Origin of the sequence: Enterococcus sp. AZ179 (genome assembly GCF_050498885.1) — a bacterium.
Classification (GTDB): Bacteria; Bacillota; Bacilli; order Lactobacillales; family Enterococcaceae; genus Enterococcus_D; species Enterococcus_D entomosocium.
On record NZ_JBMHEO010000001.1, the window covers coordinates 3261598 to 3288481 of the forward strand.

A 26884-nucleotide genomic window follows, 5' to 3' on the forward strand; every position below is an offset into this window, starting at 1 on the left:
TGATATACTTATTTATGGAAAAGCGGCAGCGAGTTTTTCTTTTTTTGTTGTCGTTTAGAATAATCGAGGGGGAATGAAGATGATCGAAAGAACAACTTCCCATGAATTTGACTTAGTATCAAAATATCAACCAGCTGGGGATCAACCAGAAGCGATCCATCAATTGGTTGACGGGGTGGTCGGTGGAAAAAAAGCACAGATTTTGTTGGGAGCCACTGGGACCGGTAAGACTTATACGATTTCTAATCTAATCAAGGAAGTCAATAAACCGACATTGATCATTGCCCATAATAAAACATTGGCTGGACAATTATATGGCGAGTTTAAGGATTTCTTTCCAAATAATGCAGTCGAGTATTTTGTCAGTTACTATGATTACTATCAACCAGAAGCGTATGTTCCTTCCAGTGATACATACATCGAAAAAGACTCCAGTGTCAACGATGAAATCGATAAGCTCCGTCACTCGGCGACAAGTTCTTTATTAGAGAGAAACGATGTGATTGTTGTAGCTTCTGTCTCTTGTATTTTCGGTTTAGGTTCGCCGATCGAGTATGCAAGACAAGTTGTTTCTTTACGAGTAGGGATGGAAAAGTCTCGGGATCAACTATTAAAAGAATTGATCGAGATCCAATTTGAACGAAACGACATCGATTTTCAACGGGGGCGTTTTCGCGTGCGCGGCGATGTTGTGGAGATTTTCCCAGCTTCTCGTGATGAGCGAGCGTTGCGCATTGAGTTTTTTGGCGATGAAATCGATCGGATTCGTGAAGTTGATGCCTTGACGGGCGAGATCATGAGTGACACCGAACATGTGTCGATCTTTCCGGCAACCCACTTTGTGACCAATGAAGACCATATGGAACATGCGATCGCTTCAATCCAAAGTGAACTCGATGAACGACTGAAAGTTTTGCGAGCAGAAAATAAGCTGCTGGAAGCACAGCGTTTAGAGCAGCGAACCAACTATGATATTGAGATGATGCGAGAAATGGGGTATACCTCAGGAATCGAAAACTACTCTCGCCACATGGATGGACGAAAAGAAGGCGAACCGCCTTATACGTTATTGGATTTCTTCCCAGATGATTTTCTATTAGTAATCGACGAATCACACGTAACGATGCCCCAAGTTCGTGGGATGTATAATGGTGACCGTGCTAGAAAACAAATGTTAGTGGATTATGGCTTCCGTTTGCCTTCTGCACTGGACAACCGTCCGTTACGCTTGGAAGAATTTGAGAAACATGTCAATCAAATCGTCTATGTGTCAGCAACACCTGGCCCCTATGAATACGATCAAACCGATACCGTCGTTCAACAAATCATTCGACCAACTGGTCTGTTAGATCCGGTGATCGAAGTACGACCGATCATGGGTCAAATTGACGACCTCGTGGGAGAAATCAATGAGCGCGTCGAGCGAAATGAACGGGTCTTTGTGACGACCTTGACGAAAAAAATGTCTGAAGATTTGACGGATTACTTCAAAGAATTAGGGATCAAAGTCAAATACTTGCACAGTGACATCAAAACATTGGAACGAACAGAGATCATTCGAGACCTGCGCCTCGGTGAATTTGATGTACTGGTCGGAATCAACTTACTGCGAGAAGGGTTAGACGTGCCGGAAGTTTCTCTGGTTGCGATTCTTGATGCCGATAAGGAAGGCTTCCTGCGCAGCGAACGCTCATTAGTCCAAACCATTGGACGGGCAGCTCGAAACTCTGAAGGAAAAGTAATCATGTACGCTGATAAAATGACTGATTCGATGCAGCGAGCGATCGATGAAACGGCGCGACGCCGAAGTATCCAAGAAGCCTACAACGAAGAACATGGGATCGTACCGAAAACCATTATTAAAGAAATTCGCGATCTGATCGCGATCACAAAAGTGGCAGAAGAGACCGGTGAATACACCACGACTTCTTATGAAGAACTGAGTCGTGAGGAAAAAGCAACCTTGTTGTTGAAGCTAGAAAAAGAGATGAAAGATGCTGCGAAAGCATTGGATTTTGAAACGGCTGCTACCTTAAGAGATACTATTCTTGAGCTAAAAGCTGCTGATTAGAAGGAGAAACACTATGGCAAATGATAAAATCGTGATCCATGGGGCACGGGCCCATAATTTAAAAAATATCGATGTGACGATTCCCAGAGACCAACTCGTTGTTGTTACTGGTCTTTCGGGTTCAGGGAAAAGTTCCTTAGCTTTTGATACGTTGTATGCCGAAGGACAACGCCGATATGTAGAAAGTCTATCGGCGTATGCCCGTCAGTTTTTAGGTCAAATGGATAAACCAGACGTAGATAGCATTGATGGACTTAGTCCAGCGATTTCTATCGATCAAAAAACCACCAGCAAGAACCCGCGATCAACAGTAGGGACGGTTACTGAAATCAATGATTATCTGCGGCTTCTTTACGCTAGAATCGGTCACCCGATTTGTCCAAATGATCACATCGAGATCACTAGTCAGTCGGTTGAGCAGATGGTGGATGAAGTTTTGGCATTACCAGAACGCACCAAGATCCAATTGTTGGCACCGATCGTTTACCAAAAGAAAGGGCAGCACAAAAAAGTCTTCGAACGTATCCAAAGAGAAGGCTATGTAAGGATGCGCGTAGACGGTGAAGTCTATGATGTTTCTGAAGCGCCTGAATTAGAAAAAAATAAAAAGCACGATATTGCCATCATCATCGACCGGATTGTTGTGAAGGAAGGCATACGTTCACGCCTGTTTGATTCTTTTGAAGCGGCATTACGGTTAGCGGACGGCTATGCGGTAGTCGATGTGATCGGCCAAAAAGAAATGCTCTTCAGTGAACATTATTCTTGTCCTTATTGCGGTTTTACGGTTGGAGAATTAGAACCACGCCTCTTTTCATTCAACGCGCCTTTTGGTGCTTGTCCAGACTGTGATGGTCTTGGCGTGAAGCTAGAAGTCGATGTCGACTTAGTGATTCCCGATCAAAGCAAAACGTTGCGTGAAGGCGCACTATTGCCATGGAATCCAATCAGTTCACAATATTATCCGCAAATGCTGGAACAAGCCTGTCAAGAATTCAATATCGATATGGACACACCATTTGAAGAATTGCCAGAAGAACACAGAGATATTATCTTGAATGGTTCGAATGGGGAGATGTTCCATTTCCATTATGAGAATGATTTTGGTGGGGTGCGTGATGTTGAGGTCGCTTTTGAAGGGATCTTACCAAATATCAAACGCCGTTATCATGAAACCAACTCTGATTTCACCCGTGATCAAATGCGTTTGTATATGACGGAATTGACTTGTAAAACTTGTCATGGCTATCGTTTGAACCCTCAAGCGCTGTGCGTGCAAGTCAACGGAAAACATATTGGTGAAATGAGTGAGATGGCGATCAACAATGCCTTGAACTTTGTCGAAGAATTGAAACTAACGGAACAAGAGCAAATGATTGCACGTCCGATCGTGAAAGAAGTCGATGATCGTTTAAGCTTCTTAAAAAATGTCGGATTGGACTATTTGACCTTGAGTCGTGCGTCAGGCACACTCTCTGGTGGGGAAGCGCAACGAATTCGCTTGGCAACACAAATCGGCTCCAATCTGTCTGGGGTGCTTTACATTCTTGATGAGCCATCGATCGGTCTTCACCAACGAGACAATGATCGCTTGCTAGATTCATTGCGGAAAATGCGTGATCTCGGGAATACCCTGATTGTCGTTGAGCATGACGAAGACACGATGCGGGCAGCAGACTACTTGATCGATGTCGGTCCGGGTGCAGGACATGCAGGTGGCGAGATCGTCGCTGCAGGCACTCCCGATGAAGTCGCTGCCAATGAGTCTTCTTTAACAGGTCAATACTTATCTGGAAAACGAGAAATCCCAACACCGACGGAACGCCGCAAAGGCAATGGTGAAAAGATTCGTGTGACCGGTGCCTCCGAGAATAACTTGAAAAACATTTCGGTCGATTTTCCATTAGGAAAGTTCGTCGCAGTTACAGGGGTCTCTGGCTCTGGTAAATCAACATTAGTCAATGAAATTTTGAAAAAAGCCTTGGCGCAAAAAATCAATCGGAATTCGAACAAACCTGGCCGCTTTAAAACCATTACTGGTTATGAAGCTATTGAGAAATTGATCGATATCGATCAGAGCCCGATTGGTCGGACACCTCGAAGCAATCCGGCAACATATACCAGTGTCTTTGATGACATTCGTGATTTATTTGCTAAAACCAATGAGGCGAAAGTCCGTGGTTATAAAAAAGGACGCTTTAGTTTTAATGTAAAAGGTGGACGCTGTGAAGCATGTAAAGGGGACGGAATCATCAAGATCGAGATGCACTTCTTACCTGATGTCTACGTACCTTGTGAGGTTTGTCATGGCAAACGTTATAACTCAGAAACGTTAGAAGTTCATTACAAAGGAAAAAACATTTCGGAAATCTTAGATATGACCGTGGAAGATGCAGTGGAATTTTTCCAACATATTCCCAAAATCCATCGAAAATTGCAAACGATCGTCGATGTCGGTTTAGGTTATGTCACTATGGGACAACCAGCGACTACTTTGTCTGGTGGGGAAGCGCAACGGATGAAGCTTGCCAGTGAACTGCACAAAAATTCCAATGGCAAGAGTTTTTATATCTTAGATGAACCGACGACTGGTCTGCATACGGATGATATTGCCCGTTTGTTGAAAGTTTTGGAACGATTTGTCGACGCTGGCAACACCGTTTTAGTGATCGAACACAACTTGGATGTCATCAAATCAGCGGACCATGTGATTGACCTAGGTCCAGAAGGTGGCGAAGGCGGTGGCACGATCATTGCAACTGGTACACCAGAAGAAATTGCTGCGGTTTCAGACAGCTACACCGGTCATTATTTGAAAAAAGTCCTTTAAGCAGATGAAAAAGCACTCACTTTTTCACTTGTCTGTCAATAGGTTTCGCTAAAGTTTAAGGAAGCGTGAAATATCTGCAAATTTCATGATAAGGGCTTGAAATCAAAATTTTATTTGTTAGAATAGCAATAGGTATACGTATATTCGCATTGAATAAACTGCCTATAAGTTCTATCCGTTCAAAGTGGGAGAAAGCAATCAAAGATAGATACTTTGATTGCTTTTTTCTTTGTGGTATTATAATGCTATTGTAATTAAACGAAACGAGAGAGGTCGTTTTTCGTATTCAAAAGAGAGAGTGATTTTTGATGAGTCAGGAAAATTTTCTTCCCATATTATTAGGAAGCGATATGAATGTTTATGGTATGGCCAGAGCGTTCCACGAAGCATATGGTATTCAATCAGTTGCCTATGCAGGCGCCGAACTTGCGCCAACCCGCTTTAGTAAAATTGTAAAAATCAATCAAGTGGAAGGTTTTGACCATGATCCCGGATTCACTGAAACGTTGATCAAGTTAGGAAAAAATACTTACAACGATCCTGCGATGAAATATTTGTTGATTCCTTGCGGCGATGGTTATGCGGAACTGTTAGCGAAGCATAAAGAAGAATTGAAGCCCTATTATACCTTTATCGCTAACGATTATTCTTTACTAAAACGGTTGATCAACAAAGTAAGCTTTTACGAAGTCTGCGAGGAATATGGCTTGCCTTATCCTAAGACCTTCATTTTAACGCCTGAACTGTTGACGGAAGGAACGTTCAAAGGAGAGCTGCCTTTTGATTTTCCTGTGGCTTTGAAACCAGCAAATAGTGTCGCGTGGCTGTCAGTTGATTTTGAAGGACGCAAAAAAGCCTTTATTATTGATAATCGAACAGAATTTGAAGAAATCGTTTCTCGCATTTATCAAGCGGGTTATCAATATGAAATGATCGTCCAAGATTTTATTCCTGGCGACGACAGCAACATGCGGGTTTTAAATGCCTATGTTGATGAGAATCACGAAGTTCGTGTGATGGGCTTAGGTCATCCTTTACTAGAAGACCCAACCCCTGGCGCTGTTGGGAATTATGTCGTGATCATTCCAGATGAAAATGATCAAATCTATCAAATGATTCGTAAGTTTTTAAAAGAGATCGAGTATGTTGGATTTGCCAATTTTGACTTGAAATATGATGCGCGCGACGGGCAATATAAATTATTTGAAATCAACTTGCGTCAAGGAAGAAGCAGTTTCTTTATTACCTTAAGCGGATTGAATTTGGCAAAGTTTATCACTGAAGATTTAGTCTTCGAAAAACCTTACACAGAAACGGTTTATGGCAAAGCTGACGCGCCGGAGGCGAAATTATGGCTAGGTGTACCAAAAAACATCTTCTTGACTTACGCAAAAGAAAATCCTGCGAAAGAACGAGCAAAAAAATTATTAGCAGACAATCGCTGGGGAACGACCGTCTTTTATAAAGAAGACTTATCGCTGAAGCGTTGGATTCTATTAAAGAGAATGTTCCATCTATACAACAAACGATTCAAAACGTATTTCCATACGAAAGAAGGCTAGAAGATGGAGAATTTTTTTAGTATTTTAGGCGGCATGGGAACGTTAGCGACGGAAAGTTTCGTCCGCATTTTAAACCGACGGACACAGACCCATAAAGACCAAGATTACTTGAACTATGTTTTATTCAATCATGCGACAGTACCGGATCGGACGGCATATATTTTAGACAATACGTTAGAAAACCCTGTTCCTTATTTAATGGACGACATCGAAAAACAAAATTTATTAAAGCCAAATTTTATTGTGTTGACTTGTAACACAGCGCATTATTTTTTTGATGAGTTGCAAGCGGCTACTGAGATTGAGATTTTGCATATGCCTCGTGAGGCAGCGAAAGTCGTTTTTGAAAAAGGCGTCACTGGAAAAGTGGCCTTTCTTGGGACAGAAGGCAGTGTCAAAGCCGGCATCTATGAGAAAGAATTGCGCCAGTTGGGACTTGATGTCTATCTCCCAGAGCCAGCGATCCAAAAAAAGGTCAATACATTGATCTATGATCGAATCAAAGAAAATGATCATCTGGATCAAGAACTTTACTTTGAGATACTGGAAGAAGTCACCGAACGCATCGGCTGTGAAAGCGTAGTACTTGGATGTACCGAGTTATCCTTGATGGATGAATTTGTGACTGACAATCCTTATCCAGTCGTGGATGCCCAATCCATTTTAGTTGATCGGACGATTGAAAAAGCATTGGCAAATCGCCAAGCAATCTAAAGCTGATAGCGACGTTAGCGGCATTTTTTGAGCTAACGTCTTTTTTTATGCCGGTGTTCCAATGATACGCCCGGCATGATATAATAGAGTTGTTTCAGAAAGGAGTTTTACCTATGACTGAAGTGGATCATTTAGAATTGGTCATTATTACTGGGATGAGCGGAGCCGGCAAAACAGTCGCGATCCAGAGTTTTGAAGATATGGGGTACTTTTGTATCGACAATATGCCCCCAAGCTTGATCCCTAAATTTTGGGAACTGATCAAAGAATCAGGAAAAGTGACAAAAATTGCCTTAGTTGTCGATCTGCGTTCAAGATCGTTTTTTGAAGAAATCCAAAGTATGCTGATCGATATTGAAAACACGAATTTTATCGACACACGGATGCTCTTTTTAGATGCATCGGACAATGAATTGGTGTCAAGATATAAGGAAACGAGAAGAGCACATCCATTAGCGATGGATGGCTTAGTTACGGAAGGCATTCGCAAAGAGCGAGCGATCTTAAACGATTTGAAGACGCGCGCCAGTATTGTTATCGACACAACGACGTTGACCCCTCGGCAACTGAGAGAAAAAATCAATCAAGAATTTCGTGCTTCTCATGAGACAGGGTTTCGTATTGAAATACTTTCGTTTGGCTTCAAGTATGGCTTGCCGATCGATGCTGATATCGTGATGGATGTTCGTTTCTTACCGAATCCCCATTACATTCCAGAGTTGCGTCCTTTAACGGGTAAAGATGAACCCGTGTATGATTACGTCATGTCTTTTCCAGAAACGGAAAAATTCTATCAGCAATTTAGTACACTGTTGCAAACGATCATGCCAGGCTATGTCAAGGAAGGTAAAAGCAGCTTGACGGTGGCTATCGGCTGTACTGGGGGTCAACACCGTTCGGTTGCATTATCGGAGCGCATCGGGGCGGTTTTGGCAGAAGACTATCGCGTCAATATTACTCATCGCGACAAAGATAAGCGCAAAGAGACGGTGAATCGTTCATGAAAATGAAAACGTACCGGATCAGAAAGCCGAAGATCGTTGTGGTAGGTGGCGGAACTGGGTTACCAGTCATCCTGAAGAGCTTGCGGAATCAAGGTGTCGACATCACAGCGATCGTTACGGTCGCTGATGATGGCGGTAGCAGCGGCGAGATCCGCAATTTGGTTTCCTCTATTTCACCACCGGGGGATCTGCGCAATGTTCTGGCGGCTCTATCTGATATGCCGCAATTATATAATGATATTTTTCAATACCGTTTTAAAGCGGAAGACAAATTTTTAGCCAATCATGCCCTTGGGAACTTGATTATTGCGGCGATTGCTGAAATGCGTAGCAGTACCTATGAAGCCATTCAAATTTTGTCGAAAATCATGCATATCGATGGACGAGTATATCCTTCCTCAGATCTGCCATTGGTGTTGCACGCTGTTTTTAAAGACGGCACCGAAGCGGTAGGAGAGTCCAAAATCGCGGTTGATCGCAAAACGATCGAACGGGTCTTTGTTCGTAATCAAGAAAATAATGATGAGCCGAAAGCAGCTCGTAAAGTTGTTTCTTCAATTATGGAGGCAGATATGATCGTCTTGGGTCCTGGTAGTCTCTTTACTAGTATTTTGCCCAATCTCATGATCAGCGAGATCGGCCAAGCAATGTTGGAAACACAAGCTGAAACGGTTTATATTTGTAATATCATGACCCAAAAAGGTGAAACCGAACACTTTAGTGATGCCGACCATGTGCGAGTCTTGCATAAGCATTTAGGCAAACCCTTTATTGATACGGTGTTAGTCAACACCGAGAAAGTTCCAGAAGGATATATGGACCCAGAGATTTATGATGAATATCTTGTACAAGTGAAACACGATTTCCAAGGACTGCGAGAAGAAGCCAGCCGTGTCATTTCAGCTGACTTTCTGGAGCTTAGAGATGGCGGAGTTTTTCATGACGGAGATAAAGTGATTGAAGAACTTCTACGTATCGTTTACGGGGCCAAAATCTAAGAAAGGAGGGATTTTTTAATGTCCTTTGCAGCAGAAGTAAAAAAAGAATTGACTGCATTAGAAGTTCATCGCGAACATGCCAAGGCAGAACTGGCAGCTTTGATTCGGATGAATGGGTCATTAAGTATCAACAACCAGCAATTTGTTTTAAACGTTCAAACAGAAAACGCGGCGATTGCCAGACGCATCTACTCTTTACTAAAAGATCATTACGACGTGCGCAGCGAGTTGCTGGTCCGTCGCAAAATGAAATTAAAAAAGAACAACGTCTACATCGTTCGTTTGAAGCAAGAGACAAAGCGCGTGCTTTTGGACTTAGATATCATGGACGGGCTGATGTTTCAAAGCCATGTTTCTGATGAGATCATGGGCAATACTCAAAAAATGCGTTCCTATTTACGAGGGGCTTTCATGGCATCAGGATCGATCAACAATCCAGAAACTAGCCGCTATCACTTAGAGATTTATTCCATCTACGAGGAGCATAACCAAGATATTTGCGATATGCTAAACGCATATGGTTTGAATGCCCGTGCATTAGAACGTAGAAATGGGTATATTTCTTACTTGAAAGGCGCTGAGAAAATCGCTGATTTTTTGACTCTGATCGGCGCCACCAATTCCATGTTGAAATTCGAGGACGTGCGGATCGTGCGAGACATGCGTAACTCAGTCAACCGTTTGGTGAATTGTGAAACCGCCAATATGAACAAAACGATCGATGCTGCTTCGAAGCAGATCGACAATATCGAGTTTATTCAAGATCGAGTTGGCTTGCAAGCTCTACCTGAAAAGCTGCAAGAAATCGCCGAATTACGTTTGGAACATCCCGAGGTCAGCTTGAAAGAGCTAGGAGAAATGATTCCATCAGGAGCGATCTCGAAATCAGGGATCAATCATCGCATTCGAAAAATCAACGAATTTGCCGATCATCTTCGTGAACAAGTCAGCTAGTCGAATGGAATAAAAATGAATTAAAAGAGCAGGAGCAGATTTGACGTGGATGTTCGCGTCAAATCTGCTCCTGCTCTTTTATTTGTGGTTACTCATTGATCAATGCAGTTAATTCCTCAGCAGTGATCGATTCATCAAAAATGTGCCCATCTAAGATAATCGTTGGCACAAATTGAATGTTGGCGTTTTTCGCTTCTTCCACAATTTCTCCGGCGATCGCAGGATGATTTTGTTCAGATAGCCCTAAGGTATTTTTCGCATATTCTGCCACTTCATTTAAAGATAAATGACCCCATTCGTCTTGTGTTTGATAAATTTTTGTAATCTCAGCGATCGTTGCCTGAGGATCTGTACTGGAAACAAACCGATGCATCACATTGCCTCGTTGCAATGATTCTTTTTCTTTGTCGAATAATTTGATGACACGGCGTAGTTTCCCAGCTGTGACAGCTTCACTTAAGATCGGTAACGATTCCTCAAACCATTGCCGACAATAAGGACAACGCAAATTCATAAATTCGACGATCGGTTTAGCGGAAGGGTCTCCGATATGTATCCCTGTTACCGCATTTGTTTCTTGTGCTTTGATGATTGAAATATCCATTAAGATTCCTCCTTTTTCTTTTAGTTTACCGAAGTTTCTACTGAAAGAAAAGCCTCAGGTCTTTTGATCCGAGTCTGTGAAATGAGGAGGGAAATTAGCTAAATACTATGTATTTCGTTTCACGAAATAAAGAAAATTACCCAGCCGGTGCTTTTATATTCCTTGATTTTCAGCTATAATGAATTGTGTTTTATTGTGCAAAATGATGATTAAAGGAAGTTATATAGATGAGAAAAAGAAAAACAATGGATGGCAATACGGCAGCTGCCTATATTTCCTATGCCTTTACGGAACTTGCGGCGATCTATCCGATAACCCCTAGTTCAACCATGGCTGAATTAGTGGATCAGTGGTCTGCTCAGGGAAAGCATAATCTTTTTGGGCAGCCGGTGAAAGTGGTTGAAATGCAATCTGAAGCAGGGGCGGCGGGTGTGGTTCACGGCTCATTAAAAACCGGTGCCTTAACGACGACCTATACGGCATCTCAGGGACTTTTGTTAATGGTACCAAATATGTACAAGATTGCTGGGGAAATGCTGCCAGGCGTCTTTCATGTCGCCAGCCGAGCAGTAACAACCAATGCCTTGAATATTTTCGGAGATCATACCGACGTAATGGCCACTCGACAAACAGGCTTTGCTATGCTAGCGGAAAGCAGTGTTCAAGAAGTAATGGATTTAGCGCCAGTCGCTCATTTAGCAGCAATTGAAGCCAACATTCCATTTTTAAACTTTTTTGATGGTTTCCGAACCAGTCACGAGATTCAAAAAATCGAGGTGCTGGACTATGAAGAACTCGCACAACTGGTTAATCATGAAAAGTTGGCTGCTTTTCGTCAAAAAGCGATGAATCCGAATCACCCAACAACGAGTGGGACGAATCAAAATCCTGATATCCATTTTCAACAGCGGGAAACGATCAATCAGCACTATCAAACATTGCCTGAGATCGTTCGTTTTTACATGAAGAAAATCAATGCTTTAAGAGGAACCAACTATGATTTAGTGGACTATTATGGTGCTGCGGACGCCGAAGAAGTTATCGTTTCGATGGGGTCCTCAACGCAAACGATCCAGCAAACGGTGGATCATTTGTGCGCTTCTGGACGCAAGGTGGGAGTCTTGTCGATCCATCTGTATCGACCATTCCCATTAGAAGTCTTCTTAGAAAAAATGCCTGCTACCGTCAAAAGTATCGCTGTATTGGATCGCAGCAAAGAACCTGGTGCCAACGGAGAGTCTTTGCTTTTGGATGTGCAAAGTGCCATGTATGATGCAGCGATTCGGCCGACGATCATTGGTGGACGCTATGGTCTTGGGTCAAAAGATGTGACGCCTGATCAAATCGTTGCCGTTTATGACGAATTGATTAAGCCAAAAGCGAGCCAAAAGAAACGCTTCACCATTGGGATCACGGATGATGTGACGCAATTGTCGTTGCCCTCAAAAGGCACGCTAGATCTAACTGATCCATCCACCTTCCAAGCGAAATTCTGGGGATTCGGCTCTGATGGGACCGTTGGGGCGAATAAGTCAGCAATCAAAATCATCGGTGACCATACCGAAAAATATGTGCAAGGCTATTTCCACTATGATTCGAAAAAATCTGGTGGTCTAACGGTTTCCCATCTGCGATTTGGGGATACCCCCATTCGTTCTACCTATCTGATCGAACACGCGGATTTCGTTGCATGTCATACGCCTGCGTATTTGCATACGTATGATTTGCTGAAAGGACTCAAAAAAGGCGGAACCTTTTTATTAAATACGACCTGGTCACAAGAGCAAATTTTAAATAATCTACCGAAGAAGATGAAACGTTATCTTGCTGAAAACGAGATCCGTTTTTATACCATCAACGCCATGCAGTTGGCAATGGAAGTTGGCTTAGGTGGGCGGATCAATACCGCGATGGAAACAGCCTTCTTTTACTTGGCAAACATCATTCCGACCGAGGAAATCTTGCCGATTTTAAAAGAAGAGGCGCTGAAAAGTTATCGGCACAAATCGATGGCGATCGTTGAAAAGAACCAAGCAGCCATTGATCGCACCATCGAATTATTACAAGAAATCCCTGTTCCAAGCGAGTGGGCAACAATCGAAGTGCCGGAAAGGACATCCACTGCTATGACACAATTTGTGCGGGAAATCGTGGAACCCATCAACCGTCAAGAAGGCAATCAACTATCCGTCGGCACCCTCGTAAGGAACCAAATGACTGAAGGGGTGATCCCTGTCGGGACAACAGCGGTTGAGAAGCGGGGCATCGCTGTTGAAGTGCCTGAGTGGCTATCAGATCGCTGTACCATGTGCAATGAGTGTGCCTTCGTCTGTCCTCATGCGGCGATCCGCCCGTTTTTGGCAGATGAAGATGAATTAACCGAAGCACCGGAAGGCTTTATCGTCAGAGAGATGCGAGGAGCGAACGGCCAAAAATATCGAATTCAAGTTTCCGTTGAAGATTGTACAGGTTGCGGCCTTTGTGTGGAGGCATGTCCCGCCAAAGGGAAAGCCTTGACGATGCGTCCTTACGAAGAACAAAAAGAGCAAGCTTTAAATTGGGCTTTTGCGATGACTTTACGCCAAAAGGAAAATCCAGCAAAACCAGGAACTGTTTTGGGCTCCCAATTCAATAAGCCCTTATTGGAGTTCTCTGGTGCTTGTGCGGGCTGTGGGGAAACCCCTTATGTCAAACTTCTGACCCAAATGTTTGGTGATCGCATGATGATCGCCAATGCGACCGGCTGCTCTTCGATTTGGGGTGGAACCTCACCAGTATCCCCTTATACAACCAATCACTTAGGACAGGGTCCAGCTTGGTCAAACTCGCTGTTTGAAGACAATGCCGAATATGGCTATGGCATGTTCTTAGCCAACCAAACCCGACGGGAGAAATTAGCAGCCCAGTTGCAGTCATTGAAAGCCGCTGTATCAGAAGAATTGCAGGCTTTGATTGATGATTGGGACCTTCATCGAGAAGAAAGTGCTGGGACACAGCAGCGAGCAGCAAAATTGATCGCCGCCTTAGAAGCTGAGGCTTCCACGACACCTCAACTGAACAAAATTCTGCAGGAAAAAGATTTGTTTGTTAAGCCAAGCCAATGGATGATAGGTGGCGATGGCTGGGCATATGATATTGGGTTTGGCGGTATCGATCATGTTCTCGCTTCTGGTGCAGATGTCAATATTCTTGTGTTAGATAATGAAGTTTATTCCAATACGGGGGGGCAAGTCTCCAAAGCGACACCAACTTCGGCTATTGCTAAATTCGCTGCTAGTGGCAAGTTTGTTTCCAAAAAAGATTTAGGAATGATGGCGATGACCTACGGACATGTCTACGTCGCACAAATCGCATCTGGTGCTAATCAAATGCAAACGATCAAAGCCTTTGAAGAAGCCGAGCGGTTCCCGGGACCGTCAATCATCATTGCCTATACGCCATGTATCACTCACGGTCTTGCTGGCGGAATGCGTCAATCCTTGAAAGAAGCGCAAGAAGCAGTTGCATCAGGGTATTGGAGTCTCTACCGCTATAACCCGCTGTTGGCAGAAAATGGGAAACAGCCAATGACGCTCGATTTCAAAAAGCCAGCATTTGATCAAATGCCTGCCTTTATGCAGACCCAAGTCCGATTTGCTTCCTTGCAGTCTGCCAATCCCAATGCGGCGCAAGCCTTGTTTGAAAAAACCGTTTCAGATGCGAAAACTCGTTTCTATAACTATGCCCGCTTAGCAGGTCAAGAAGAAAAAATTCGAGCAAAGCTTGAAAAAAATGTAAGTACTGATACAGAACAACCAATGGCAGTAAAAACGGAGCGTGTGCGAAGAGAAAAACAGCCGTTAAGCGAAGAACAGCTCGCTGAAAGAGCAGCACGGCGTGCAGCGCGCGCAAAACGTCGTCAGCAAGAATAATCGCTAGCTGAGGAACGACCCTGGAAAAACGCTTTATCACGTTTTTTCAGGGTCGTTTGTTGTTTTTCCTATGAAATGCGTGCAAGAAGCTCTTTTAGATGAAATCTTCTAAGACCTTTGACAAACAATGATTTCATGATAATGGTAAACTAAATAAAAGAGCTGTTTATTTTTTCAAAACTTTTTCATAAATTTGTTTTTTTTCAAATCTTTGAAGAGGTCCTATGTTATACTATTATCTGAAGTCTTAAGAATAAAGGAAGGCTGTTTATGTTGATAAATTTCAGGGATTTTTTTAATTTAGATTATTGGAGAGAATTGCTCTCATTTGATATATTTTCTTGGTCTTTTTTAGTAAATGTTTTAGATGTGATCGTTGTTTGGTACTTGGTTTATAAGCTTATCCAGCTTGTGCGAGGGACAAAAGCGATCCAGTTGTTCAAAGGAGTCGGACTGTTCATTGTTCTAAGGTTTTTGGCTGGTATCGTAGGATTAAAGACGCTATCTTGGTTGATGGATCAAGTCATTACTTATGGGGTGATCGCCGCAATTGTTATTTTCCAACCAGAAATTCGACGGGGGCTAGAGCATCTTGGACGCAGCTCTTTTTTCAAGACTTCTAAAAACGAAAAACGGCGGGATGAAGTTTTGGTCCAAGCACTGGACAAAGCTGTTCAATATATGGCAAAACGAAAGATCGGTGCATTGATCACGATCGAGCGGACGACTGGTTTAGAAGAATACATCGAAACTGGGATTCCCTTAGATGCGGATGTGACGGGCGAACTACTGATCAATATTTTTATTCCTAATACACCGCTGCATGATGGTGCAGTCATTTTAAGAGATGATAAGATCGCTGTTGCTAGTGCCTACTTGCCATTGTCAGAAAGTCCACTGATTCCGAAAGAATTCGGGACACGTCATAGAGCAGCTGTTGGGATATCAGAAGTCAGTGACGCATTGACCATTATCGTCTCAGAAGAAACCGGCGACGTTAGTATTACGCTAAATAATCGCATGTTGACTGAACTTTCTCGCCAAGAGTATCTCGACGTGTTGAATCGCGAATTAGTTCCGGAAGAAAAACCTGGCAAACGCAACTTGCTGCAATCTTTCTTTGAAGGGGTCAACAAAGGAGGAAGAAAATGATCAAGAAAGAGCGTCGTCAAAACGTATTTTATGGTATACTAGCGCTGTTCTTTAGTCTGGTTTTGTTTTTCATCGCCAGCGGATCAAGTCTGCAAGTCAATCTTGCGGGAACATCAAATCCTTATGAGGAAGAGATCGAAAATGTACCGATTCAGACCACCTACGACACGGATGAATACTTCATCCAAGGATTTGAAACAACAGTGGATGTGACTTTATCTAGTCGAAATCGGGTACAATTGAATGCAGAACGTAGTGAGGAAACACGGAGCTTTCGAGTCGTAGCTGATTTGACTGGGCTCGATGAAGGAACCCATGAGGTCCCTTTAGAAGTAAAAAATCTTAGTTCAAGCGTCACAGCTGAAATCGAACCAAAAACAGTCACTGTGACGATCGAGAAAAAAGTGACCCAAACGTTTACCGTTGAACCCATCATCTCCACTGACGGAGCAACGAGTGGTTACGGCGTCGATTCAATGAGTGTCGATCCGCAGAAAGTAGAAATCACAACTGGCGATCAAACATTAGCTGAAATCGACCGAGTGGTAGCGATCGTAAATCCAGATGATATCACTGGGGATTCGATCACTGTCAATGGAACAATCGAAGCCTGGGATAGCGACAACAATCCATTAGCGATCATCGCGGATCCTGATTCGGTAGATGTTGCATTGGTGATGGAGGCTCCAAGCAAAGAAATTGAATTGTTTGTTACACAACAAGGGACAACTCCAGACGGGATCTCCCATTACATTTATCGCATGAGCAGTATCAGTGCCGTTCTGACAGGACCACAAAGAATCTTGGATGAAACCCAACAGATCGGTGTGCCGGTGGACGTTAGTGAGATCACGACAACGACGGAACGGACAGTAACCATTCCAGTGCCTGAGGGGACAACAATCAATCCAACGGTCGTGACGATCCAAATCACACCGGTTGCAGAAGCTACTACGGAGAATCAATCAAACAATGATAGCAATGAAGCAGTGAATAGTGAGAATTCTCAAGACAACTCTTCAACAGACGACACGACGAACGAACAAACAGAGAATTCCGCAAGCAGCACGACGACAAGTAGTTCTTAGTCGTTTGACTGTAGAGAATGAATAAGAGAGGTTATTAAAATGGGAAAATATTTTGGTACTGATGGTGTTAGAGGAGAAGCTAACAAGGAATTGACACCTGAGTTAGCATTTAAATTGGGGCGTTACGGCGGCTATGTACTAAGTCAACATGAAACCGGGGACCGTCGTCCTCGCGTATTGGTTGGGCGAGACACACGAATTTCTGGACAAATGCTAGAAAGCGCATTGATTGCTGGTTTGTTATCCGTTGGGATCGAGGTATTTCAATTAGGCGTTATTTCCACACCAGGAGTGGCATACTTGACGAAAGTACAAAAAGCAAGCGCAGGTGTGATGATCTCTGCCTCTCACAATCCTGCACAAGACAATGGGATCAAGTTCTTCGGAAATGATGGCTTTAAATTAGTCGATGAACAAGAAGCTGAAATTGAAGCATTGCTTGATGCGCCGGAAGATACACTTCCTCGACCTTCTGCCGATGGCTTAGGAACGGTGGATGAGTTCCCAGAAGGGTTATTGAAATACTCTCAATTTCTACGTCAAACGATTCCTGACGATTTAGAAGGGATCACGGTTTGTGTCGATGCAGCAAATGGCGCAACAGCTACAAGCGTTAATCGTTTGTTTGCCGATCTAGAAACAGAATTCTTCACAATGGGAACTTCCCCAGATGGGTTGAACATCAATGATGGTGTTGGTTCGACTCACCCCGAAACATTAGCCGAATTCGTCGTTGAAAAAGGGGCCGATGCTGGTCTTGCATTTGATGGAGATGGCGATCGGGTCATCGCAGTTGATGAACTAGGAAATATCGTTGATGGCGATAAGATCATGTATATCTGTGCAAAATATTTAGCAGAACAAAAACGCTTGAACCAAGGAACGATCGTTACAACAGTCATGAGCAATTTAGGGTTCCACAAAGCAGTGGAAGCAATTGGTCTGAAAGATGTGATCACACAAGTCGGTGACCGTTATGTCGTAGAAGAAATGCGTAAAAACGATTATAATTTCGGTGGCGAGCAATCAGGGCATATGATTTTCTTGGATTTCAATACGACAGGTGACGGTTTACTATCAGGAATTCAACTATTGAATATCATGAAACAAACGGGCAAGAAACTGTCGGAATTAGCAGGAGAGGTAACGATCTATCCACAAAAACTTGTCAACATTCGAGTGACAGATAAAAATGGTGCGATGGATGTTCCAGCTATCCGTAAAATCGTGGAAGAGACAGAAGCAGAAATGAACGGCGAAGGCCGTATCTTGGTTCGTCCTTCAGGAACAGAACCATTGCTTCGGGTGATGGCAGAAGCACCAACCATTGAAAAAGTCGATTACTATGTTGAAAAAATCGCAGCGGTCGTTCGAGAAGAAATCGGTGCGGAATAAATGAAGAAGTAAGACGATCAAAGATATTCTTTGTTCGTCTTTTTTGTCTACTTACCAGCAAGAAGTCAACTTGCGAACTAGAGAAACTTGTCAACGAATTTGTCGACAACGCTTAAAAGGGAACACGCCGTGGGCAAGCCTTGCGAAGTATAGTTGCTTTTAAAAGTCTTTTCGGATTTGTTGGGCAGAAAACAAGAAAAAAGAACCCCTATGAACGATCGAGTCATCGAACGAGGAGTTCTTTTTATTAAACAGAAGATAACCAATTCGGTTTCAGTTTTTTTAAAAACTATTCAACGGTAACGGATTTTGCTAAGTTTCTTGGTTTATCAACATCGAATCCGCGTTGTAAAGTGGCGAAGTAAGCCAGCAGCTGTGTTGGAACGACTGCCACTAAGCTGGTTACCAATGGATGAACATTTGGCAAAATGATTTGATCAGTCGCTTTTGCTAACTCTTGACTAACGATCACAAGGGTGTGAGCCCCACGAGATTCGACTTCTTTCAAATTGCCTCGCGTATGAGAGCCAGTCACTTCTTCCGTGATCACACCGATCACTGGTGTACCTTCTTCGATCAACGCGATGGTGCCGTGTTTTAATTCACCAGCCGCAAAGCCTTCCGCTTGGATATAAGAAATTTCTTTTAATTTCAATGCCGCTTCCATTGATACATAGTAATCATTCCCACGACCAATGTAAAATGCATTACGGGTTTCGGAAAGAAAATCTTCAGCAAATTGACTGATAACAGCTTTTTCATCCACTAAAGCCTCCATTGCAGAAGCAACGATGCTTAGTTCATGGAACACGTCAAAATCCAATGCTTCAGGGACAGCTTTTTCATCACCAATGGCTTTTGCTAATAAGGTCATGACAGCGATCTGTCCGGTATATGCTTTTGTAGAGGCAACGGCGATTTCTGGACCAGCATGAAGCAATAAGGTATGGTTCGCTTCTCGAGAAAGAGTAGAACCAGCAACATTGGTAATCGTCAGACTAGGAAGACCTAACTGGTTGATCGTCACTAATACTTGACGGCTATCTGCCGTTTCACCACTTTGTGATAAGAACAAGAAGAAGGGTTTTGCTGACAACAATGGCATGTTGTAGCCAAACTCACTAGATAAGTGAACCTCAACAGGGATCTGTGTTAGCTTTTCTAAAATGGATTTTGCTGCCCAACCAGCATGATTACTGGTACCACATGCGATGATGTAGATTCGATCGCTCGCTAAAAGTTCGTTTTTTAACGCTGGATCGATTACTACTTCACCGGATTCTCCTTGATATTCTTGGATCAAGCGGCGCATCACGGTTGGTTGATCATCGATTTCTTTTAACATGTAGTAAGGGTACGTTCCTTTTTCGATGTCAGTCAGATCTAGTTGTGCTTCATAAGATTCACGGTACACAAGGTTTCCTTTTGGATCTTCGATTTCGATCGCATCGGCTGTTACGGTCACCATTTCGCCATCTTCGATCTCAACAAAATGAGTCGTTTGATCGAGCATTGCTAAGGCATCGCTGCAAATGACATTAAATCCATCTCCCAAACCGATCAATAAGGGACTTTTATTTTTAGCAACATAAATGGTTTCTGGATCTTTTTTTTCTACTAAAGCAAAGGCATAAGAGCCGCGAATCAAGGACAAAGCTTTTTTAAAGGCCGCTTTGGTCGTGCTGTTGTCTTGCTCTTTCAACACTTCAATCAAATGAACAACGATTTCGGTATCTGTTTGACCTTCAAACTGGTGGTTGCTTAAATATTCTTGATGAAGCTCTTCAAAGTTTTCGATCACACCATTATGAACCAAAACGAGTGCTTGGTTTGCCGAAGTGTGAGGATGAGCATTCATTTCTGATGGCTTGCCATGGGTCGCCCAACGGGTATGTCCGATACCGATCGTTCCTGTTACTTCAGAAGTCACTTTTTCTTCCAAGTTTTTGATTCTTCCTTGGGCTTTCACTAAATGATCCGAAGTCCGATCAGCGACATAAAGGCCTGCTGAGTCATAGCCCCGATACTCTAAGCGTTCCAATCCGTTTAAAATAATTCGTTCTGCATTTGATTTTCCTACGATTCCTACAATTCCACACATAATGATAATCCTACTTTCAAAAAATTTAGTTTGGCATTATGTATTTCTATCTGCGCAGCAAGTCTTTGTCATCATCTTACGATGAGATTTGTTCTTGCCTGTAGAGTGCAGTCCCTAGAGTCATCCGCCGAATGTTTCGATAAACTCTTTCCTCGTCATCTGTTTCCAGATCAGGCGCTATCCATATTGGTCTATCTATCCTCCTTGTGAAATATTTTATAGAAATACAAGCAATATCATAATATTTATTCCTGTTTCTGTCAACTGTAAGTTATATGAAAATAATTGGTATAGTTATTGGTAAGGTTGATTTGAACCAGTCTAAAGGGAATCAAAATAGCTGACATAGCTTTGTCGAATAAGATTCCCAAGAAATTTCCTCATAAAGCTATGCTTTTTTTTTTAAGTTCGCTACAATAAAAAAGTAAGAAAGTGAGGGAATGAAATGCCAGAATTTGTAAATTGTATGACTTTTTCAGAGCTAAAGAAAATAGTAGCTGCGATAGAAAAAGATCCTAATGTCACAGATGAAACAAAGGTCATGTTGGATACGGGCTGGGACAGCTTGCAAGAAATTTTACCCGGATCAGTCACCGTGGAAACCGCGCAAACATTCAAAGTCCAGGATGAACTAACAAAGGAATTTTTTGGCGGCTACGTCTTAGCTGAAAAAAGCGAGAAATTTGATGCGGTTGGTGACGAAGAAGCAGTGATCGTCATCAAAAATCTATACTAAATTATGGGAAAGGCGAAAAGTTAGGTGGGAAAATGAATAAAAGAAGATGGATCGCAGCGGCGATCGCAGCAGGGTTATTTATCTGCTCGGGGGTTTTTTCAGTAATCACAAATCGTCCAGAGCAAGAGGAAACTCAAACGCTGCAAGGTTTAAATGCTTTGTTCTACGGAAGTAATGCGATCGAAGAGACAACGTTAGTTGCCGGAGATCAAGACAATCGCATTGTTCGCTTATCTTTAGAAGGAACGATCGCCAGCAGCTCCAGTGGCGGCTTATTCACAACAGAATCTTATGATCATCAGCGATTTTTAGAAGAACTACGGATGATCCAAGAAGATCCAACTATTGGGGGCATCTTGATGGAAGTCAATACCCCAGGAGGCGGCGTCTATGAAAGTGCCGAGATTGCTCGTGAATTAGCAAAAATCAAAGAGTTAGGGATTCCGATGTATGTCAGTATGAAAAACATGGCAGCCAGTGGCGGTTATTATATTTCGGCAGGTGCTGATAAAATTTTCGCAACGGATGAAACGATTACCGGTTCGATCGGAGTGATCATGTCGGGGCTCAACTATGCCGGCTTATTCGAAAAGCTAGGGATCGAAGACAATACGTATAAAAGTGGTGCACTAAAAGATGTAGGTTCAGCAACGAGAGAGCCAACAGAAGCCGATAAAGAAGTCTTGCAGACCTATGTCGACAATGCTTATGGTCGGTTCGTTAAAATTGTGGCTGAAGGACGCGGCATGACAGAAGAAGCCGTTAGAAAGATCGCTGATGGCCGCATCTATGATGGTCAGCAAGCGGTGTCTGTTGGCTTAGTGGATGAAATCGGTTTTCCTGAAGATACATTAGCAGCAATGCAAGCAGATCTAGGCTTGGAAGATGCAGAGATTTTCAGCTATGACGTTTCATCTACTGGATTTGCTTCTACTTGGTTAGGTTCAAGTTTAGCCGAACTGCAAGGACTAAAAGAATCAAATACAGAACGAGTGATCCAATTGATGGAAAGCTTAGGAACAAGCGATGCCCCTAAACCTCTTTATTATTATGGAGGTGAATAACTATGACAGATAAAAACAAGTATTCCACTGGCACATCGTCAACGGATGACAGTCACACAAGTACAACAATCGATCAAAGGGAACAGCGCGAAACCTCCACACCGTCAACCGGTCATACGGATGTGCGAACTGAAGCGCAGGTTTCAGAAACAGCCGAACCAGTAAACGCCAGCAAAGCGATGAAGAACGCACAAGTAAACCATCCCGATGATTTTTATCAACAAGTCTTGACGTCTTTTCAAGAAGAAGAGTATAACCAAAGTGAGATCGAAGAAAGACAAAAAGCGTGGCAGCATTTTGAAGAACCTGAAAAACAGACCGAAGACAAACGGTTCTTTAATGACTTTCCTAGCTACTTTTTTGCCGGTTTTTGGATTCGTTTGTTTGCTTTTTTAGTGGATCTTCTAGTGATCCGGGCAATCACGCAAATAACGATTGGCAGTATCTATAATCTAGCGAATCTAACGGCAACCAATCAGCGGTTTGGTCTTTACAACATCTGTGCCTTAGCGATCTATCTGGGCTATTTTGTTCTGATGACGAAGCTGAATCATGGCCAAACAATTGGGAAAATGCTCTTTGGCATCCGAGTTATTTCTTTTGTAGAAGAAGAACTCAGTTGGCAAACGGTCTTGATTCGCGAACTTTGCGGGCGCTATGTGCTGCAATTCAATGTTTTCTTTTATCTCGGTTATTTACCAATCGTCTTTAATAAAAATAAGCAGCAGGCTGCGGATTATTTTGCAGAAACAAGTGTGGTAACCATCAATTTGATCAAGGCCTTTAATAAACAGGTGGATGCCAATCACGTAATGATTGGTGCACAAAACTAACTAGCAGATCAAGCAATTAGTAAAGGAGGGATCGTGAATGGGTGAGACGATTGATTTCCCAGGACCAAATGAGCGGCTTCGTCTGGCGGCAGAAAAAGCCTACCAGTCAAAAGAGTTTTTGCAGGCTTATCGTTTGTACAATGAACTTTATCAAAAAAACGCCAGTTTTGAGATCAATCAATGGCTCGTGGAATGCTTGCAACAGCTGAATGATTTTGCCAAAGCGTTAGATCTTGCGGAAGACTATCTAGATGATTATTTGAAACAAACTGATGGTTTTTTACAAATTGGTCATCTGCTGATCTTGGATGGTCAATACTTAAAAACTCGGCGCTGGCTTACATTAGGTCAGAAAACAAAAATTCCAAAACGCTATCAGGAACAGTTGGCTAGTGAACTAGCTAAAGTAGAAGAAGTACAACAAATTTTAGGATTGGAAGATTTTCATGGGAAACGCAAGCATTTACGCGCATTAGATGAAGCCAATCAACCGGTGAGTGCAACAGAGTGGCACGTTTTTACCCAAGCAATTACCAAATCACAATTTATCTCGCTGATGCATGACACGTTGGCTTCCATCAAAAATCCGTATTTGCTACCTAAATTAGTGGATGAGCTCGTGCGTCTTGAAGTGGACGAACCTTTTGACCTAATCGATTACCTTGGGAATATGCAGCAAATCGTTCCGAAAGAATTGAAACTTTTACAGGAGGATGACGCTGTTAAAGCGATCCATAAAGCGATCGAAGAAACGATCGCCCAAGAGGACCCGATTTTAGCGGAAAGTGTCTCAGCAGAAATCGATGATCATTTAGCGATAAGTTACCCGTTTTTACCGGCAAAAGAAGAGGCAAACGCATGGGTGGCAAGCTACATTGAAGATTATCGCGGGTTATTTGAAGAAAAAGAACAGCCAAAAGCAGACAATGAAATAGAAGAACGCAAACGACACTTGCGCAATATCCTACGTTTGAGCATTCGCTGAAAGAAAAATTCGCAACTTTCATGGTAAAATGTTTACAATTAAACAACGTTAGTGTACTATTTAAAGGTATGCATGAAGCTATTTCATATGTAAATCAATTAATATTCGGAGGGAAATAAATGACTGCAAAATGGGAAAAAACAGGCACCAATGATGGTGTTTTGACATTTACGATCGCTCAAGCGGAAATCCAAAAAGGCTTGACGACTGCATTCAATAAAGTGAAAGGCAATCTTAACGTACCTGGCTTCCGTAAAGGGAAAGTTTCACGCCAAGTATTTAACCGTATGTACGGCGAAGAAGCGTTGTATGAAGATGCATTGAACGCTGTTCTTCCAGAAGCTTATGAAGCTGCTGTAAAAGAAGCAGGGATCGATCCTGTTTCGCAACCAAAAATCGACGTTGACAGCATGGAAAAAGGTCAAGACTGGGTAATCAAAGCAGAAGTTACTGTAAAACCTGAAGTAAAACTTGGTGATTACAAAGATTTAACTGTTGAAAAACAAGACCGTGAAGTAACAGAAGAAGACGTTGATGCACGCATCAAACGCGAACAAGAAGCACAAGCTGAATTAGTTATCAAAGAAGACGAAGCAGCTGAAAATGGCGACACAGTCGTTATCGACTTTGAAGGCTTCTTAGGAGAAGAAACATTTGAAGGCGGCAAAGGTGAAAACTACTCACTTGAACTTGGCTCAAACTCATTCATCCCTGGTTTTGAAGAACAATTAGTAGGAACAAAAGCTGGCGATAGCAAAGACGTTACCGTGACTTTCCCAGAAGATTATCAAGCAGAAGATTTAGCTGGTAAAGAAGCAGTCTTCAAAGTAACGGTTCACGAAGTAAAAGCAAAAGAACTTCCTGAATTAGATGATGAATTCGCAAAAGACGTTGATGACAGCGTTGAATCATTAGCGGAATTAAAAGAAAAATATCGTGCTGAATTGACTGAAACAAAAGAAAAAGCAGCAGAAGATGCAAAAGATGAAGCTGCGATCCGTCAAGCAGTTGAAAACGCAGAAATCGTTGAATTACCACATTCAATGGTACATGATGAAGTACACCGTTCAATGGATGAGTTCTTGAACAATATGCAACGTCAAGGAATCTCACCTGAAATGTATTATCAATTAACTGGTTCAACTGAAGCAGATCTTCACACACAATTTGAAGGCGAAGCAGAAACACGCGTGAAAACAAACCTTGTCATTGAAGCAATCGCTAAAGAAGAAGGTTTGGAAGCAACAGAAGAAGATATCGAAAAAGAAATCAAAGAACTTTCTGAAGCTTACAATATGCCAGTGGATCAAATCAAACGCGTCTTAACAGAAGACATGTTGAAACACGATATTACAATGAAAAAAGCAGTTGAACTTGTAACAGGCACTGCAAAAGAAGCGTAGTCAAAACTCTTAAAAACGGCGAACATCTAGTGGTGTTGGCCGTTTTTTCATGGGAGTAAATAGGGGATATCTCGGAATTACTAACAAATGATAAGAAAACGTTAGGCAAAGTAAAAATGACTTTTTCTTTCAAAAAAGTTATGATATGATTGTTTAAGACTGCAAAGTTAGTAAACCAAATTCCACTCCTTTAAATAGGTTGGAAAATTTTCAAGGGGTGAACAGTATGTACGATAATACAAACGGTAATGAAGCTGTTCGTTGTTCTTTTTGCGGAAAAACGCAAGAAGAGGTGAAAAAGATCGTTGCAGGGCCTGGGGTCTATATCTGTAATGAGTGCATTGATTTGTGCAAAGAAATCATTGATGAAGAGTTTTACGAAGAAGCAGTTCGGGAGTTTACCGAAGTGCCGAAACCGCAAGAACTATTGAATGTCCTCAATGAATATGTGATTGGACAAGATCGTGCCAAACGAACATTGGCTGTAGCGGTTTATAATCACTATAAACGCGTCAATGTAGAAACGACAGCTGAAGATGTGGAGTTACAGAAAAGCAATATTTGCTTGATCGGGCCAACAGGTTCAGGTAAAACATTTTTGGCACAAACGCTAGCACGTTCACTGAATGTGCCTTTTGCAATCGCTGATGCAACCAGTTTAACAGAAGCCGGCTATGTCGGTGAAGATGTGGAAAATATTCTTTTGAAGCTTTTACAAGCTGCTGATTATAATGTAGAAATGGCTGAAAAAGGGATTATCTATATTGATGAGATCGATAAAATCGCCCGTAAGAGTGAAAATGTATCGATTACTCGTGATGTCTCAGGTGAAGGTGTTCAGCAAGCTTTGCTGAAAATCCTAGAAGGAACCACTGCTAGTGTGCCGCCTCAAGGGGGACGGAAACATCCGCATCAAGAGATGATCCAAATCGATACGACCAATATTCTCTTTATCGTTGGTGGGGCGTTTGACGGGATCGAAACAATTGTTAAAAACCGCTTAGGTGAAAAAACCATTGGGTTTGGTACAAACAACAAACGTCTTGAAGAAGGCGAGAGCGTGATGCAACAGATCATTCCTGAAGATTTGCTTAAATTCGGTTTGATCCCTGAATTTATCGGCCGTTTGCCAGTGATGGCTGCTTTAGAGAAATTGACGGTAGATGATTTAGTGCATATTTTGACTGAACCAAAAAATGCACTTGTCAAACAATATCAAAAATTGATGGCATTAGATGACACAGAACTCGAATTTGAGCCAGAGGCTTTACGTGCGATTGCTGCGCAAGCAATTGAGCGAAACACCGGTGCTCGTGGATTACGTTCGATCATCGAAAATATCATGATGGAAGTCATGTTCAATGTTCCTTCTGATGAGTCGATTCAAAAAGTCACTATTACGGAAGAAGCTGCGAAAGGACTTGGCGAACCAAAAATCATTTACAATGAAGAGACAAAAAAAGCAGTCTAATCGAGACC

At 42.5% G+C, this 26884-nt stretch carries 19 protein-coding genes; 17 read left to right on the plus strand and 2 right to left on the minus strand.

Features of this window, described 5'->3' with window-relative positions:
* The first annotated feature begins 79 nt into the window (after nt 1–79).
* The 7 genes from uvrB to whiA all read left to right on the plus strand — a co-directional run bounded on the left by uvrB (nt 80) and on the right by whiA (nt 10133).
* A complete protein-coding gene (gene uvrB, locus IGI88_RS15330; RefSeq protein ID WP_008382187.1) occupies nt 80–2071 on the plus strand; it encodes an excinuclease ABC subunit UvrB in 1992 nt (663 codons plus the stop codon).
* 13 nt (nt 2072–2084) lie between these two features.
* Nucleotides 2085–4901 carry an excinuclease ABC subunit UvrA gene (uvrA, locus tag IGI88_RS15335; protein WP_086299388.1) on the plus strand — a complete coding sequence of 939 codons (2817 nt, stop codon included), beginning with the start codon at nt 2085–2087 and terminating at the stop codon, nt 4899–4901.
* Between the two features lie 308 nt (nt 4902–5209).
* Nucleotides 5210–6463 (plus strand): carboxylate--amine ligase, encoded by a 1254-nt coding sequence (locus IGI88_RS15340; RefSeq protein ID WP_035007337.1) that lies wholly within the window; start codon nt 5210–5212, stop codon nt 6461–6463.
* A gap of 3 nt (nt 6464–6466) precedes the next feature.
* On the plus strand, nt 6467–7177 hold the full coding sequence (locus tag IGI88_RS15345) for an amino acid racemase (protein ID WP_005235674.1): 711 nt from the start codon (nt 6467–6469) through the stop codon (nt 7175–7177).
* 113 nt (nt 7178–7290) lie between these two features.
* On the plus strand, nt 7291–8181 hold the full coding sequence (rapZ, locus tag IGI88_RS15350; protein ID WP_429960749.1) for an RNase adapter RapZ: 891 nt from the start codon (nt 7291–7293) through the stop codon (nt 8179–8181).
* Nucleotides 8178–9179, plus strand: coding sequence for a gluconeogenesis factor YvcK family protein (locus tag IGI88_RS15355; protein ID WP_008382192.1), 1002 nt, complete (start codon nt 8178–8180; stop codon nt 9177–9179). Before rapZ ends, IGI88_RS15355 begins: the two co-directional genes overlap by 4 nt.
* An 18-nt stretch (nt 9180–9197) precedes the next feature.
* Nucleotides 9198–10133 (plus strand): DNA-binding protein WhiA, encoded by a 936-nt coding sequence (whiA, locus tag IGI88_RS15360; protein WP_005235679.1) that lies wholly within the window; start codon nt 9198–9200, stop codon nt 10131–10133.
* An 88-nt stretch (nt 10134–10221) separates the two neighbouring features.
* Here the strand turns inward: whiA and IGI88_RS15365 are convergent, their stop codons facing one another.
* Entirely contained in the window at nt 10222–10737 is a 516-nt protein-coding gene (locus IGI88_RS15365) for a DsbA family protein (protein WP_016611872.1), read from the minus strand.
* A 227-nt stretch (nt 10738–10964) separates the two neighbouring features.
* Here IGI88_RS15365 and nifJ point away from each other — a divergent pair, with 227 nt between their 5' ends.
* From nifJ to glmM, 4 genes are all read left to right on the plus strand, one after another.
* Nucleotides 10965–14648, plus strand: a complete 3684-nt coding sequence (gene nifJ / locus IGI88_RS15370) for a pyruvate:ferredoxin (flavodoxin) oxidoreductase (RefSeq protein ID WP_086299392.1) — start codon at nt 10965–10967, stop codon at nt 14646–14648.
* Nucleotides 14649–14918: 270 nt separating this feature from the next.
* Nucleotides 14919–15800: a diadenylate cyclase CdaA gene (cdaA, locus tag IGI88_RS15375; protein WP_005235688.1), complete on the plus strand. Its 882-nt coding sequence runs from the start codon at nt 14919–14921 to the stop codon at nt 15798–15800.
* Nucleotides 15797–16888, plus strand: coding sequence for a CdaR family protein (locus IGI88_RS15380; protein ID WP_194188491.1), 1092 nt, complete (start codon nt 15797–15799; stop codon nt 16886–16888). Before cdaA ends, IGI88_RS15380 begins: the two co-directional genes overlap by 4 nt.
* 39 nt (nt 16889–16927) lie before the next feature.
* Nucleotides 16928–18283: a phosphoglucosamine mutase gene (gene glmM / locus IGI88_RS15385; protein ID WP_008382200.1), complete on the plus strand. Its 1356-nt coding sequence runs from the start codon at nt 16928–16930 to the stop codon at nt 18281–18283.
* 289 nt (nt 18284–18572) lie between these two features.
* On the opposite strand, the gene glmS is transcribed toward glmM, so the two are convergent.
* Nucleotides 18573–20384: a glutamine--fructose-6-phosphate transaminase (isomerizing) gene (glmS, locus tag IGI88_RS15390; RefSeq protein ID WP_008382201.1), complete on the minus strand. Its 1812-nt coding sequence runs from the start codon at nt 20382–20384 to the stop codon at nt 18573–18575.
* Nucleotides 20385–20829: 445 nt separating this feature from the next.
* Between glmS and IGI88_RS15395 the strand changes: the two genes are divergently transcribed.
* From IGI88_RS15395 to clpX, 6 genes are all read left to right on the plus strand, one after another.
* The gene (locus IGI88_RS15395) at nt 20830–21120 is read left to right on the plus strand and encodes a hypothetical protein (RefSeq protein WP_005235701.1); all 291 of its coding nucleotides are present in this window, start codon (nt 20830–20832) and stop codon (nt 21118–21120) included.
* Nucleotides 21121–21152: 32 nt separating this feature from the next.
* The gene (sppA, locus tag IGI88_RS15400; protein ID WP_005235703.1) at nt 21153–22184 is read left to right on the plus strand and encodes a signal peptide peptidase SppA; all 1032 of its coding nucleotides are present in this window, start codon (nt 21153–21155) and stop codon (nt 22182–22184) included.
* 2 nt (nt 22185–22186) lie between these two features.
* Entirely contained in the window at nt 22187–23017 is an 831-nt protein-coding gene (locus IGI88_RS15405) for an RDD family protein (protein WP_429960750.1), read from the plus strand.
* A 37-nt stretch (nt 23018–23054) separates the two neighbouring features.
* Nucleotides 23055–24002 (plus strand): hypothetical protein, encoded by a 948-nt coding sequence (locus tag IGI88_RS15410; RefSeq protein WP_429960751.1) that lies wholly within the window; start codon nt 23055–23057, stop codon nt 24000–24002.
* A gap of 119 nt (nt 24003–24121) precedes the next feature.
* Nucleotides 24122–25405 carry a trigger factor gene (gene tig / locus IGI88_RS15415; RefSeq protein ID WP_005235710.1) on the plus strand — a complete coding sequence of 428 codons (1284 nt, stop codon included), beginning with the start codon at nt 24122–24124 and terminating at the stop codon, nt 25403–25405.
* 226 nt (nt 25406–25631) lie between these two features.
* Nucleotides 25632–26876 (plus strand): ATP-dependent Clp protease ATP-binding subunit ClpX, encoded by a 1245-nt coding sequence (clpX, locus tag IGI88_RS15420; protein WP_005235713.1) that lies wholly within the window; start codon nt 25632–25634, stop codon nt 26874–26876.
* Nucleotides 26877–26884 lie beyond the last annotated feature (8 nt).